This window comes from Paraburkholderia sp. BR10141 (assembly GCF_056155635.1).
This window is the reverse complement of the sequence record NZ_JBMIQH010000010.1, coordinates 57,080-71,264: the sequence shown is the minus strand read 5'-3', so window position 1 is coordinate 71,264 and position 14,185 is coordinate 57,080. Positions and strand designations below refer to the sequence as shown.

At 62.4% G+C, this 14,185-nt stretch carries 11 protein-coding genes; 9 read left to right on the top strand and 2 right to left on the bottom strand.

Going from position 1 to position 14,185, the window contains the following annotated elements; all coding sequences use genetic code 11:
• Nucleotides 1-124: 124 nt before the first annotated feature.
• The 3 genes from ACOJB8_RS16095 to ACOJB8_RS16085 all read left to right on the top strand — a co-directional run bounded on the left by ACOJB8_RS16095 (nucleotide 125) and on the right by ACOJB8_RS16085 (nucleotide 5,172).
• Nucleotides 125-1,486, top strand: a complete 1,362-nt coding sequence (locus ACOJB8_RS16095; protein ID WP_368726912.1) for a DUF1329 domain-containing protein — start codon at nucleotides 125-127, stop codon at nucleotides 1,484-1,486.
• A 125-nt stretch (nucleotides 1,487-1,611) separates the two neighbouring features.
• Nucleotides 1,612-2,676 (top strand): WD40/YVTN/BNR-like repeat-containing protein, encoded by a 1,065-nt coding sequence (locus ACOJB8_RS16090; protein ID WP_475013346.1) that lies wholly within the window; start codon nucleotides 1,612-1,614, stop codon nucleotides 2,674-2,676.
• Between the two features lie 12 nt (nucleotides 2,677-2,688).
• Nucleotides 2,689-5,172 (top strand): efflux RND transporter permease subunit, encoded by a 2,484-nt coding sequence (locus ACOJB8_RS16085; RefSeq protein ID WP_475013345.1) that lies wholly within the window; start codon nucleotides 2,689-2,691, stop codon nucleotides 5,170-5,172.
• A 127-nt stretch (nucleotides 5,173-5,299) separates the two neighbouring features.
• Here ACOJB8_RS16085 and ACOJB8_RS16080 read toward each other — a convergent pair whose 3' ends face one another.
• Complete coding sequence (locus tag ACOJB8_RS16080) at nucleotides 5,300-6,082, bottom strand: SDR family oxidoreductase (RefSeq protein ID WP_475013344.1); 783 nt, start codon at nucleotides 6,080-6,082, stop codon at nucleotides 5,300-5,302.
• Nucleotides 6,083-6,099: 17 nt separating this feature from the next.
• Nucleotides 6,100-7,125 carry a zinc-dependent alcohol dehydrogenase family protein gene (locus ACOJB8_RS16075; protein WP_475013343.1) on the bottom strand — a complete coding sequence of 342 codons (1,026 nt, stop codon included), beginning with the start codon at nucleotides 7,123-7,125 and terminating at the stop codon, nucleotides 6,100-6,102.
• A 137-nt stretch (nucleotides 7,126-7,262) separates the two neighbouring features.
• Here ACOJB8_RS16075 and ACOJB8_RS16070 point away from each other — a divergent pair, with 137 nt between their 5' ends.
• From ACOJB8_RS16070 to ACOJB8_RS16045, 6 genes are all read left to right on the top strand, one after another.
• On the top strand, nucleotides 7,263-8,012 hold the full coding sequence (locus ACOJB8_RS16070) for an electron transfer flavoprotein subunit beta/FixA family protein (protein ID WP_069268810.1): 750 nt from the start codon (nucleotides 7,263-7,265) through the stop codon (nucleotides 8,010-8,012).
• A gap of 2 nt (nucleotides 8,013-8,014) precedes the next feature.
• Nucleotides 8,015-8,947 (top strand): electron transfer flavoprotein subunit alpha/FixB family protein, encoded by a 933-nt coding sequence (locus ACOJB8_RS16065; RefSeq protein WP_475013342.1) that lies wholly within the window; start codon nucleotides 8,015-8,017, stop codon nucleotides 8,945-8,947.
• A 178-nt stretch (nucleotides 8,948-9,125) separates the two neighbouring features.
• Nucleotides 9,126-10,484: an aromatic ring-hydroxylating oxygenase subunit alpha gene (locus tag ACOJB8_RS16060; protein ID WP_069268808.1), complete on the top strand. Its 1,359-nt coding sequence runs from the start codon at nucleotides 9,126-9,128 to the stop codon at nucleotides 10,482-10,484.
• Nucleotides 10,484-12,193: an FAD-binding protein gene (locus ACOJB8_RS16055; RefSeq protein ID WP_069268807.1), complete on the top strand. Its 1,710-nt coding sequence runs from the start codon at nucleotides 10,484-10,486 to the stop codon at nucleotides 12,191-12,193. The genes ACOJB8_RS16060 and ACOJB8_RS16055 overlap by 1 nt, the downstream gene beginning before the upstream one ends.
• A gap of 16 nt (nucleotides 12,194-12,209) precedes the next feature.
• Complete coding sequence (locus tag ACOJB8_RS16050) at nucleotides 12,210-13,196, top strand: thiamine pyrophosphate-dependent dehydrogenase E1 component subunit alpha (RefSeq protein WP_368602290.1); 987 nt, start codon at nucleotides 12,210-12,212, stop codon at nucleotides 13,194-13,196.
• Nucleotides 13,193-14,185, top strand: a complete 993-nt coding sequence (locus ACOJB8_RS16045; protein WP_342947379.1) for an alpha-ketoacid dehydrogenase subunit beta — start codon at nucleotides 13,193-13,195, stop codon at nucleotides 14,183-14,185. The genes ACOJB8_RS16050 and ACOJB8_RS16045 overlap by 4 nt, the downstream gene beginning before the upstream one ends.

Here is a 14,185-nt window from a genome sequence, read left to right as displayed (position 1 = left end):
GAGGTAATTAGTAGCGTCCTGCGTGGCCCCGCCGGGCAGGACGCTTCGGCAACGAAGTTCTACATGGGTGTTGGGTATCGAAAGTAGCGTTGTTGCTTTTGGTTCTGAGTTAATCAGGAAAGGGATGGTGAAGGCTTTGAAGAAGCACCTGATGTTGATGAAGGCGCTCGCACTTGCAGCGGCTGTTTGCATGGCGCCGATGGCTGGCGCGCTCGAGAACGGGATGACGCCATTCGGCGCGCAAATTGCCGGCAGCAAGGACGGGACGATTCCTGCGTACACGGGCGGAATTACGCAGGCGCCGGCGGGTTTTAAGCCCGACTCGGGAAAGTGGGCGGATCCGTTTGCCGGTGAGAAGCCGACGATGCAGATAACGGCGCAAAACTACCAGCAATACGCCGACAAATTGAGTGCCAGTTCGCTCGAGCTGTTCAAGCGCTACCCGACGTACCGCATGGATGTTTACCCGACGCACCGTTCCGTCTCGTACCCGGACTGGTATCTGGCGAACTCGGAAAAGAATGCGCAGAGTGCGAAGCTCGAAAAGAACGGTCTGTTCGTGGCAGATGCATTCGGCGGAAAACCGTTTCCTGTGCCAAGCAATGGGCAGGAAGCGATGTGGGACTGGGAACTGCGCTACGTCGGTACGGCGCAGCGCAACAACGTAAAGACGTGGCTCGTCGACACCAGCGGCACGCCGATCCTCGCGGCGCAATTCAAGAGTTCGATTTACTACCCGTATTTCGACCTCAAGCAGGAAGATGCATTCAAGAAGAAGGGTGGCACTGCCGTCTGGCAGTACATCAACAATGATTTCGTAGCGCCGGCGCGAATGATTGGTGATACCACGCTTTACTGGTTCTTCACGGACACTGCGGATCACGACCAGCAATCGTGGGAGTACAACCCCGGTCAGCGTCGCGTACGAGTCGCGCCAGACCTGGCCTATGACACTCCGAACCCCGGCTACTCGGGCGCGATCACGATGGACGACATTCAGTTGTTCTACGGGAAGATCGATCGCTGGAATGCGAAGCTGATCGGCAAGAAGGAGATGTACATCCCGTACAACGACTACAAGCAACAGTACGAGACGCCTGCGAGCAAGATCCTGACGCCGCACTTCGTGAATCCCGACGATGTGCGTTGGGAACTGCACCGGGTGTGGGTTGTGGAATTGACGCTCAAGCCGGGCTCGCGCCACATCTACAGCAAGAAGACGATGTACTTCGACGAGGACGGCGGCGGCGGAATGATGGACGCGTACGACCAGTCGGGCAAGCTCTATCGTGGGGGCTTCCAGACCACGGTGCCTGCCTACGATTACAAAGTGCCGTATTCGCTGGGCAACTGGTTCTACGACTTCAATAGCGGTGTGTATATCTTCGGAAGCCATCCGGCCGAATCGCCGGGCGTCTTCTTCAATAGCAGCTTTTCGCATGACTTCTTTACGCCGGAGCACATGCAGTCAAGCGGTATCCGGTAGCAGGCGGTAAAGCAGTAAGCGCAGCAAACTTGCAGTGCCGGTTCGACCCGGCACTGCACGCCAAAATTACATAAAGCCCAGGACAGTTCGCGGAGTCGATCGGCAGTAACTGTGAAGGAGACGCAATGCGCAATACCATGTTTCGTTGGCTCGCCCTGGTGGCGGCAGCAGGCCTCGCGAGCAGTGCGGTTTATGCGGGGTTTGCCGACCCGATGCACTCGCCGGCAATCACCAACCCACGCGCTGCACACGAACCCGTGATGGCCGTTGCCCAGGCCGGCCAGCGACTGGTCGCGGTGGGGCCACGCGGCGTCATTCTCGTCTCGGACGACGACGCGGCGCACTGGCGCCAGGTGAACGTGCCAGTGAGCGCCGATCTTGTTGCGGTGACCTTCAAGTCCTCGACGCTGGGCTGGGCGGTCGGACACGATGGGGAAGTGCTCCACACGGCCGATGGCGGCAATACCTGGACGCGCCAGCTTGACGGCGAGCAGGCCGCGAAGCTGATGACCGACTATTACGCGCAGCAGCGGGGCGATTCGCCGGACTTGAAGGCCTCGCGCGAGGAGGCCCAGCGCTTCGTGGCCGACCAGGGCGGACGTCCTTTCCTCGACGTCTGGTTCGACGACGAGCGCTCGGGCTGGGTCATCGGTTCGTTCAACATCATTTTCCATACCGAAGACGGCGGCAAGAACTGGGTTCCATGGTTTGACCGCGTCGACAACCCGGACGCCCTGAACCTGCATGCGATGCGGCGTATTAACGGGACGCTCTATATCGTGGGCGAGCAGGGGCTGCTGCTCAAACTCGACCCCGACAGGCAGCGCTTCGTTGCGATGTCCTCGCCGTCGAAGGGCAGCCTCTTCGGACTCGCCGCGGCTGGCAACGCGATGGTCGTGTACGGCCTGCTCGGCAACGCTTACCGCTCCACCGATGGCGGCGCCACCTGGAGCAAGATCACGCTGCCAACCGGCGCGAGCATCCTCGCCTCAGCCGAGCTCCCGAATGGTCGTCTGCTGCTGGCCACGCAGGCCGGCGAACTGCTCGAGAGCATCGATCAGGGCGCAACGTTCCACACACTGGGCGCGAGCCAGCCGGGCGGGGTCTTCGCCATGGCGCTGCGCGACGACACCGCGGTGCTGGCCGGCGCAGCAGGCCTGACGCGCGTCACATTGGCGAAGTCGCAATAAGGGGGAGCAGACATGGCTGGCGGCAACAATGCCCAATTCGACAAGATGCCCGTCGTGGCGGATCTTGCCCAGTTCGATTCGCGTTCTGGCAATGCGCTCGAGCGGCTGATCTTCAACCGGCGTCCCTGGCTGATGATCATCTGCGCGATCATCACCGCGGTGCTCGGGTTTCAGGCGACGCGGCTCGATGTCAATGCGAGTTTCGAGAAGATGATTCCGCTCTCGCATCCGTACATCAAGAACTATCTTGCCAACAAGGCGGACCTGAAGGGACTCGGCAACTCGCTGCGTATCGTCGTCGAGAATCCTTCCGGCGACATCTACGATCCGAAGTACCTGGCGGCACTGCGTCGCATCAACGATGCCCTGTTCCTGATTCCAGGCGTTGATCGCCCGGGTGTGAAATCGCTGTGGATGCCGATCGTGCGCTGGAACGTGGTGACCGAGAAGGGCTTCGCGGGCGGTCCCGTCATGCCGGACGGCTTCGACAGTTCGACTCAGGCGATTACACAGCTGCGTACGAACGTGGCGCGCGCCAATATCGTTGGCAGCCTCGTATCCAACGACCTGCATTCGAGCATGATCCAGCTGCCGCTGCTGGACCACTACGCCGATACGGGCAAGGCGCTTGACTACGCAAAGCTCTCGCGCCAGATCGACGAGGTCATCAAGACCGAAGGCCGGGGCGAGGTGCGCGTGCACGTGGTGGGCTTCGCCAGGCTGATCGGAGACCTGATCGCGGGTCTGAAGCAGGTGGCGATGTACTTTGGTATCGCCGCGGCGATTGCGCTCACCGTGATCTTTCTGTACACCCGCTGCTATCGCAGCACGCTGCTGGTGGTGGCCTGCTCGCTCATCGCCGTGGTCTGGCAGCTGGGCATCATCAGCACGCTCGGCTACGTGCTTGATCCGTATTCGGTGCTGGTGCCGTTCCTCGTGTTCGCGATCGGCGTGTCGCATGGCGCGCAGAAGATGAACGGCATCACGCAGGACATCGGGCGCGGCACGCACCGCTACGTGGCTGCGCGCTATACGTTCCGGCGGCTCTTCCTGGCCGGACTCACGGCGCTGCTCGCGGACGTCGTCGGCTTCGCCGTGCTGATGGTGATCGACATTCCGGTGATCAAGGACCTGGCCTTCACGGCGAGCGTGGGCGTGGGCGTGCTTGTCTTCACGAATCTGCTGCTGCTGCCGGTGCTGCTCTCGTATGTGGGTGTGAGTCCGTCGGCGGCACGTCGCAGCGTGCGTGGCGAGCAGAACGACGAACGCGGCACGTCGTCCGCGGGTGCGCTCTGGAACCTGCTGGACCGGTTCACCGAGCGCCGCTGGGCGGTGGGCGCGATCGTGTGCGCGGCGGCGCTCACGGCAGTCGGCTGGTCGATCAGCCAGCACCTGCAGATCGGCGACCTGGATAGCGGCGCACCGGAGCTGCGCCCGAACTCGCGCTACAACCTCGACAACGCGTACATCAACGCGCACTTCGGGCTGTCGAGCGATCTGTTCGTAGTGGTCGGCAAGTCGTCGCACGGCACCTGCGACGCGAACAACTTCCCGCTCGTGCTGGAGGCGGACCGCCTCGAGACCGCACTGCGCGGCGTTCCGGGCGTGCAGACGACGACCTCGGTGGGTGGCCTGACGCGCTGGATGACCTCGGGCTTCTACGAGGGCTATCCGAAGTGGTACACGATCGATCGTGTGCCGTCGATCATCAACAAGACGGTCTGGCAGATCCTGCTGGACCATCCGGACCTGATCAGCCAGACGTGCGGTACGGCGCCGGTCATTGCGTATCTGACGGACCACAAGGCGGCAACGCTCTCGCGGGTGATGGAGGTGGCCGAGGAGTTCGCGAAGGCGCACAGTGATGCGGACCACCAGTTCCTGATGGCGGCGGGCTCGGCGGGTATTGACGCGGTGACGAACGTGGTCGTCGCGAAGGCGAACCGCACGATGCTGTTCATGGTGTACGCGGCGGTGATCTTGCTGTGCTTCATCACGTTCCGCAGCTGGCGCGCGGTGGTGGTGGCGGTCGTTCCGCTCGGCATTACGTCGGTGCTGTGCGAGGCGCTCATGGTCAAGCTGGGTATTGGCGTGAAGGTGGCGACGCTGCCGGTGATTGCGCTGGGGGTGGGGATCGGCGTGGACTACGCGCTGTACCTGCTGAGCGTGCAGCTTGCGTACCAGCGCACAGGGCAGTCGCTGAAGGTGGCCTACCGCCACGCGGTGCAGTTCACGGGCAAGGTGGTGGCGCTGGTCGGTGTGACACTGGCCGCGGGGGTGGTGACGTGGGCGTTCTCGCCGATCAAGTTTCAGGCCGATATGGGCATCCTGCTTACGTTCATGTTCCTGTGGAACATGATCGGTGCGCTGATCCTGATCCCGGCGCTGTCGCATTTCCTGCTGCAAGGGATCACCCGCAAGGCAGTGGCGAAAGCCGCGGCGAAGGGTTCGTCGCAGGTCGAAGCCCGCAGTGCCGAGGTGACCCTGCGGTCGTGACCGTGTCGCATGTGCCGCGTTACGCGGCACTCCCCGCAGAACGAATGTGGCGGGCCGCCATCTGCGAAGATGGCGGCCGAATTGCGTGCAAGTCAGGAAACGTCGGGGCGGACGGTGCTGGGCAGGCCTACACCACGGACATCGAGAAGCTCAGGATCTCCGAGACGCCGCCGTCCACCATCAGCATCTGGCCATTCATGTAGGAGCTGGCCTCGGAGGCGAGAAACACGGCTACGCCGCCGAGTTCTTCCGGGTTCCCCCAGCGTCCAACCGAGATATGCGAGCGGACGATCTCCTTCATTTGCGGATTCGATGTAACGGGCTCGGCCATATCGGTGAGGAAATAGCCGGGACAGATACCGTTGCAACGAATGCCGTGGCGGCCCAACTCCGCGCCGAGCGATTTCGTGAGCCCGGCGACCGCGTGCTTGCTGGCCACGTATGCCTGGAGCTTCTCCCGGCCGAGCACCGAAACGTAGGAACCCACGTTGATGATGCGTCCGTGCCCGCGTTCGATCATGGGACGAGCGAATTCCTGCGCGAGCAGATACGCGGCCGTGACGTTGGTATCCATCGTCCTTTGCCACATTTCAACGTTCGACTGAAGAAAATCGCTCCATTCGCAAATGCCGGCATTGTTGAGCAGGACGTCGATGCGTCCATGACGCGCAAGGACGTTGCGTACGCCGCTTCTGATCGCGTCTTGATCCGTGAGATCGAACGGTTCCACGTCGACGCTGCCGCCCGTCTTCCTGATCGATTCCGCGGCAGTTTCCAGACTCTCGCGCGATCGCGCGCAAAGAATGACGGTCGCACCCGCCGACGCCAACGCACTTGCCATGGCGAAGCCGAGGCCGCGTGACGCTCCGGTGACGAGCGCAATCTGCCCTTCCAGTGAAAACAGTTTCATAGTCTGACTCCCATCGATCATGCAGTGGCTGCTTGCTGGTGGCGAATGACGATCTTGCCGAAATGCTGCTGGCTTTCGAGGTGCCGCAGCGCATCCGGTACATGTGCAAAGTCATAAACCGAGTCGATTACGGGCCGCAGTTTGTGCAGCCCGATCGCGCGATTCATCGCCTCGAAATCCTGACGGGAACCGACGCGGATCGGCGCGATCGACAGGCCGCGCGTGAAGAATCCCTCGCCCGCAGAGGGGGCGCCGGTTAGCAGTCCCACGACGCTGATCCGGCCGCCATCCCGTGTGGCGGCAACGGACTTGCCGAAGGTTTGCGCGCCTCCCACCTCGACGACGACGTCGACGCCCAGTCCATCGGTCAAGCGCAGCACGGCGTCGTCCCATTGCGGCGTTTCGCGGTAGTTGATGGTGGCGTCGGCGCCTAATTGCGCGAGGCGTTTGAGCTTCGCATCGCTCGACGAGGTGGCAATCACGCGAGCGCCGAACAGACGCGCAAGCTGCAGCGCGAAAATCGATACGCCGCCCGTCCCTTGCACGAGGACGCTCTGGCCCGGCAGAAGGGGCGCATGCCCGCACAACGCGTTCCATGCGGTGACGGCGGCGCAAGGCAGCGTTGCAGCCTCCTCGTCGGAGAGATGATCCGGAACGCTAACCAGTTCCTCCTCGTTCAGCACCGCCTTGTCGCGCAGCATGCCTTCGACTATCGCGCCGCGGCCCAGCATATCCGCGTGTTGCGGGCGGGCGCCGCCATGCCAGTTTTCCGCGAAATTCGCCATCACCCGGTCGCCGGGCTTGAAACGCCGAACGCCAGAACCGACTGCAAGCACGACGCCGGCGCCGTCCGAGGCGGGAATGAAGTTGGGCGCCATCCAGTCGCGAAATGCGCCGTTCATCAGCAACAGCTCGCGAAAATTCAGTGAACTTGCGTTGACCTGCACCAGCACCTCATGCGCGCCAGGCTGCGGTGGATCGGGTTCCTCGTGTAGCGCCAAGCCTGAAATTCCCTCAAAACGTTCGCATCGATAGAGCTTCATTCGTTGCCTCCATGGTGGTGAACGAGAGCGCCAAATTCGTTGCCGAATGACGCCTTGTTCATTCTTCTCGTTGACAGCCGCAAAAAGATGAGTTCAGAATATAGAACATTGTTCAACAAAGCGTTCGGAGCGTCAAATTGAAGATACTGGTCGCGGTGAAGCGCGTGATCGACTACAACGTGAAACCGCGGGTGAAAGCCGATGGTTCGGGCGTCGATCTGGCCAACGTGAAAATGGCCATGAACCCGTTCGACGAGATCGCGGTGGAGGAGGCGGTGCGCCTCAAGGAAGCGGGTATTGCGAGTGAAGTCGTCGTGGTATCGGCGGGAACTGCGCAATCGCAGGAGGTGTTGCGCACGGCGCTCGCCATGGGGGCGGATCGCGCAGTGCTCGTCGAAAGCGATGCCGACCTGCAGCCTCTCGCAGTCGCCAAACTGCTGAGCGCCGTTGCGTCGCGGGAAAACCCGCAGCTGGTGTTGCTCGGCAAGCAGGCCATCGACAACGACGCTGGTCAAACCGGTCAAAAGCTCGCCGCATTGCTCGGCTGGCCGCAAGCGACATTCGCGTTCAAGACGGAAGTAGACGAGCGGCAACTGCTCGTTACACGTGAGATCGACGGTGGTCTTGAACGTGTCGCGCTCGATCTGCCAGCGGTGGTCACGACCGATCTGCGCCTGAATAGCCCGCGCTATGTGACGCTCCCCAACATCATGAAGGCGAAGAAGAAACCGCTGGAGACGCTGAGTCCCGAGGCGCTGAACGTTGACGTCGCGCCTCGTTTGAAGGTTCTCGAAGTGACTGAGCCGCCGGCGCGTAAAGGCGGCGTAATGGTTCCGGATGTTGCAGCGCTGATTGAAAAGCTTCGCAACGAAGCGAAGGTGATCTGATCATGACTATTCTCGTAATCGCCGAACACGACAACGCAACCCTGCAGCGCGCCACGCTCAACGCCGTCACGGCGGCGGGCGCAGCGGGCGGCGACATTCATGTGCTGGTGGCGGGCCACGGCGCCGCGGCCGTGGTTGAGCAAGCGGCCAGCATTGCCGGCGTCGCCGAGGTGCTGGTGGCGGACGCACCCGAGTACGCGCACGCGCTGCCGGAAAATCTCGCCTTTCTCGTTGTTTCACTTGCCAGCGGCTATACGCATGTGATTGCCGCTTCGACGGCCGTGGGCAAGAACTTCATGCCCCGCGTGGCGGCGTTGCTCGACAGCGCGCAGATTTCCGATGTCGTCGCCATCAGGGCGCCCGATGTATTCGTGCGTCCGATCTACGCGGGCAATGCACTCGCAACGGTGCAATCGTCCGATGCCATCAAGGTCATCACGATCCGCCCGACCGCTTTCGATGCGGCGGCCACCGGTTCGGGCACCGCGCCCGCGCGCGCGATTGCCACGGCACAGGCCTTCGATAGGGCCCGTTTTGTCGGTCAGGAACTCACGAAGTCGAGCCGCCCGGAGCTTTCCGCGGCGAACATCGTCGTGTCGGGCGGTCGCGGCATGCAGAACGGCGATAACTTCAAGCTGCTCGATGCGCTCGCGGACAAGCTTGGTGCGGCCGTCGGCGCTTCGCGCGCGGCCGTCGATGCCGGTTTCGTGCCGAACGACTATCAAGTCGGGCAGACCGGCAAGATCGTCGCGCCCCGGTTGTATATCGCCGTCGGCATCTCCGGCGCTATTCAGCACCTTGCGGGCATGAAGGACTCGAAAGTCATCGTCGCAATCAACAAGGACAGCGAGGCCCCGATTTTTCAGGTGGCCGATTACGGTCTCACCGCCGATCTGTTCGAAGCGGTACCCGCACTGACCGCGGCGCTCGATTGAGTTCGATTGACGTTCGTCCGGATTGACAGCAATCCGGGCGCAGGCCTAGCATCTGAACGCCGTTCACGAAAATTGCACCGACAGTTGCATATTGGTTACCGACCGGGCTGCAAAACGAGCGGCCGCGACATAAAAAGCCGGAACCGGCGCCTACGCCGGCCACATCAAGGAGATATCCATGGGTAACAGAGGTCCCGATTCGGGTGCGCACACGGTCAGACTCGATTTCGTCCCGAAGGACAGTTACCTGTCGAAGCAGTTTCTCGAGCGGGAGAACGAGCGCCTGTGGCCGCGCGTCTGGCAGGTTGCCTGCCGCCTGGAGGAGATTCCCAACGTCGGCGACTACGTGACTTTCGATGTGGCGGGCGAGTCGATCATCGTCGTGCGCAAGTCGGCTGAAGAAATCAAGGCCTTTTTCAACGTCTGCCAGCATCGCGGGCGCCGCTTGACCAACGGTTGCGGCAAGGCCGCGAAGTTTCACTGCGCCTATCACGGCTGGCAGTGGAATCTGGACGGCAGCGTGGCGCGCGTGCTCGACCGGCAAGACTGGGAAGGCTGCCCGGAAATGGCCGATGGCGATCTGCGTCTCACCGACGTTCTGGTGGACACGTGGGGCGGTTTCGTTTTCATCAACATGGATCCGAACGCCGAACCGCTCGCAAGATTCCTCGATCCGGTGCCGGAGATCACGAACTGCTTTGAGTTCGAGAAGATGCGCTACCGCTGGTACAAGTCGATTCGCCTGCCGTGCAACTGGAAGGTCGCACTCGAAGCGTTCAACGAAGGCTATCACGTTGCCGCAACGCATCCGCAGTTGCTCGACGTTGCCGGCGACGACGTAACGCGCAGCTTCGCCTACGGCCGCCACGGCATGTTCGGGTACTCGACGGCCACGCGCATGATCGGCGCGCCGTCGCCGCGCACTGGCAAGCCCATGCCTGAAGACGTGCGCCAGGGTCTCGTGAACTTCTTCCGCGTCATGGAAGAAACGCTCAAGGCGATCAACACGGCTCGCGACTATGAAGCCGCGAAGCGTTTGATGCACGAAATGTCGCCGTCGGGCAACCAGTTCGAAGTCTTGGGGAAGGCGATGGAGTTCCAGCGCGAAGCGGCCATCGCAGAAGGTGCGGGCTGGCCCGAGATTACGTTCGAGCAGCTCGGTCGCGCGGGTGCGGACTGGCACGTGTTTCCGAATCTCGTGTTTCTGCCGTACCCCGATGGCGCGCTGTTCTATCGTGCGCGGCCGGACGGCGACAACCCCGATTCGTGCATCTACGACATCTGGTCGCTTCAGCGCTTCGCGCCGGGTGCGGAGCCGCCGTTGAAGCGTGAGTTCTATTACGGCGTGGACGACTGGAAAGAGAACGCGCAGGAAAACTTCGGCCTGATCCTGTGGCAGGACTTCCAGAACATGACCAACGTGCAGCAGGGCATGAAGTCGCGCGGGTTCAAGGGTTCGCGCACGAATCCGCTGCAGGAAACGTCGGTGTCGAACTTCCATCGCGCGCTGCGCGAATTCATCGCGCAGGAGGAGTGATGTCGGGGACCTGGGACGCTAGCTACGATTTCGTGGTGGTCGGCAGCGGTGGCGGTTCGATGTGCGCTGCGCTTGCCTGCAAGTCGGTGGGCAAGGATGCGCTCATCATCGAGAAGCTGCCGAAGGTCGGCGGCTCGACCGGTTATTCGGGCGGGGTCTGGTGGCTGCCGAACAATCATGTGATGAAGCGTCACGGCGTGAGCGACTCGTATGAGCGCGCGCGTCAGTACTTCGACGCGGCGGTGACCTATCAAGGCCCGGGCACATCGGAGGCGCGGCGCGAGGCGTATCTGCGCACCGGACCGAAGATGGCCGAGTTCCTCGAACAGCAGGGTATGCAGTTCGTGTACGCGGACGGCTGGTCCGACTACTACGACACGCTGCCCGGTGGCGAGCCGCGTGGCCGTTCGCTGCTGGCAAAGCTGTTCGACGTGAAGGAGCTGGGCGAATGGGCGCCGCGTCTGTCGCGCTACAAGGGCCCTTCGATGCCGGCCAATTCGGACGAATATCCGCAACTCTTTCTGATGAAGCGCACGTGGGGCGGCAAGCGCAAGGCGATGCAGCTTGGCGGCCGCATGCTGTATCAGAAGATCACGGGCAAAGAGCTGGTTGCCAACGGCGCGGCGATTCAGGGGCGCATGCTGCAGATGGCGTTGCGTGCGAACGTGCCGATCTGGACCGACACGCCAGTGCGCGAACTCATTGTCGAGGACGGGCGCGTGACCGGCATCGTTGCGGTCCGCAGCGGCCGCGAAATGCGCATCCAGGCTCGCGAAGGCGTGCTGCTCAACACCGGCGGCTTTTCGCACAACGCGGAAATGCGCCGCAAATACCAGCCGCAGCCTTCATCGGCGGCTTGGACGAACGCGAATCCGGGCGATACCGGCGAAATCCTGCAAGCCGCCATCGCGCTCGGCGGCGCCGTGGACTGCATGGAGGAGGCGTGGTGGGTCGTGACGTCGCTCGGCCCCAACGAAGAACTGCCCGAGGGCGCGCGCGCGCCGGACGGTTCACCGCTGCCGTTCATGCATCACCTCGACCTCTCGCTGCCGTTTTCCATCATGGTTGATCAGGATGGCGAACGCTTCTGCGACGAAGCGGGCGCCTACATGGAAATCGGCCAGCGCATGTACCAGCGCCACAAGGAGACCGGCAAGGCCGTGCCCGCGTGGGTCGTCATGGACAGCCGGCAGCGCAAGTATTACCCGTGGGGCACCGCCATGCCGGGGCAGATTCCTGAGAAGTGGCTCGACAGCGGCTACATGATCAAGGCCGATACGCTCGAAGAACTGGCCGCGAAATGCCATATCGACCGCGCTGGTCTGCTCAAAACGATCGAGCGCTTCAACGGCTTCTGCGAAACGGGCGTCGACGAAGACTACGGGCGTGGTTCGCGCGCATTCGATCGCTGTCATGGCGACCCGACCATCAAGCCGAACCCGAACCTCGGGCCGATCGAAGAGGGCCCCTTCTACGCCGTGCGCATGTACCCCGGCGACGTAGGTACGGCGGGCGGCCTCGTGACCGACGAATACGCTCGCGTGCTCAGGGATGACGGCACGCAGATTCCCGGCCTGTACGCCACCGGCAACTGCACGGCATCCGTTGTCGGCCGCTGCTATCCGGGCGCCGGCAGCAGTATCGGCGCGTCGTTCGTATTTGGTTATATCGCGGCGCTCCATGCAAGCGGCGCGCCAAAAATCTGGTGAGACAGGAGAGATACGAATGAACGCCTATCAGCCGCCCAGCAGTGAAGTCCTGGTCGACATTTACCGGCGCATGGCACTCATCAAGCAGAACGATGAGCGCTTTCGTGCCGTCATCAAGTCCGGCAAGCTGGTCATGCCGTACTACTCGCCGCGCGGCCAGGAGGTGATTCCCTCCGCGATGTCGGTGTGCCTCACCGACGACGACTACATCTGCACGATCTACCGTGGCGTTCACGACATGATCGCCAAGGGTGTGCCGCTCAAGGAATTGTGGGCCGAACTGGGCGGCCGCGTGACCGGCACCTGCAAGGGCAAGGGCGGCCCGATGCACGTTACCCATCCCGCATCCGGCGTCATGGTGACGACGGGCATCGTGGGCAGTTCCATGCCCATTGCAAACGGCCTCGCGCTGGCCGCGCAGATTCGTGGCGAGCCGCGGGTGGCCGTGGCTTATTTCGGCGACGGCGCGTCGAATATCGGTGCTTTCCATGAGTCGCTGAATATGGCTTCCGTCTGGAAGTTGCCGGTGATCTTCGTGTGCCAGAACAACGGCTACGCCGAGCACACGAAATACGCTTACGGCACGTCTGTGGCGAATATCGCGCAGCGTGCCGTCGCGTATCAGATGCCCGGCGTCACGGTCAACGGCAACGATCCGATCGCGATGCACAGGGCGGCACACGAGGCGGTCGAACGCGCTCGCAACGGCGGCGGCCCGACGCTCATCGAAGCGAATACCTTCCGCTTTCAGGGGCACGTGTTCGGCGACCCGGACGCGTACATGGACAAGCACGAAAAGGCCGCCTGGGTGGCCAGGGATCCCGTGCCGCTCTTCCGGCAGTGGCTCATCGAAGCGAAGCACGCAACCGAAGAGCAACTGGCCGCGATGGAATCCGATCACGAGACGCAGATCGATGCTGCTGTCGAATTCACGTTGTCGAGCGAATATCCCGACGTTGCGGAGCTTCGCCGTGACATCTTCAAGGACGAGGTGATCGCATGAGCCAGGCACCCACGAACATCAACACTATCCAGGCCGTCAACTACGCGCTCGACGACGCAATGGCGGCCGACGCCAATGTGATCGTGCTGGGTGAAGACGTGGCCGATGGCCAGGAGGGCGGCATTGTCGGCGTAACGAAGGGACTGTCTTCGAAATACGGCACGTCGCGCGTGCGTTCGACGCCGATCTCGGAGCAGGCCATCATCGGCGCCGCAATCGGCGCGTCGATGGTCGGCATGCGTCCCGTTGCGGAAATCATGCTGATGAACTTCACGACGGTCGCGATGGACATGATCGTCAATCACGCCGCGAAGTTGCGCTTCATGTCGGGCGGACAGACCAACGTGCCGCTCGTCATTCGCACCATGACGGGCGCGGGGTTCGGCACGGGTGGACAGCATGCCGATTACCTGGAGGCATGGTTCGCGCACGTTGCGGGCATCAAGGTCGTCGCGCCTTCCAACCCGGCCGATGCCTATGGCCTGATGCTGTCCTGCATCCGCGACGACGACCCGTGCCTGTTCATCGAGAACATGCCGTCCTACTGGAATCCGGGCAATGCGCCGGAGCGCGGCGTGGCGATTGCGCTTGGCAAGGCAAACGTGGTGCGCGCAGGCACCGACGTGACGGTGATCAGCTACAGCCGCCGCATGCAAGAGGTCATGGTTGCCGCGGAGGCGCTCGCGAAAGATGGCATCGCGTGTGAAGTGATCGATTTGCGCACTGTCTCTCCGTTGGATACCGAAACGATATTGACTTCGGTTGCCAAAACGGGACGTGCCGTCGTCGTACACGAGGCGGTCAGGCCGTTCGGCGTGGGCGCGGAAATCGCTTCGCGCATTTACGAAGCCCTTTTCCGCGAACTCAAGGCGCCGGTGCAGCGCGTGGGCGCGCAATTCTGCCCTGTGCCGTTCTCCAAGCCGCTTGAGGACGCCTTCGTTCCGGGCGTGGCCGATATCGAAGCGGCGGTTCGCGCCACGTTGAAATAA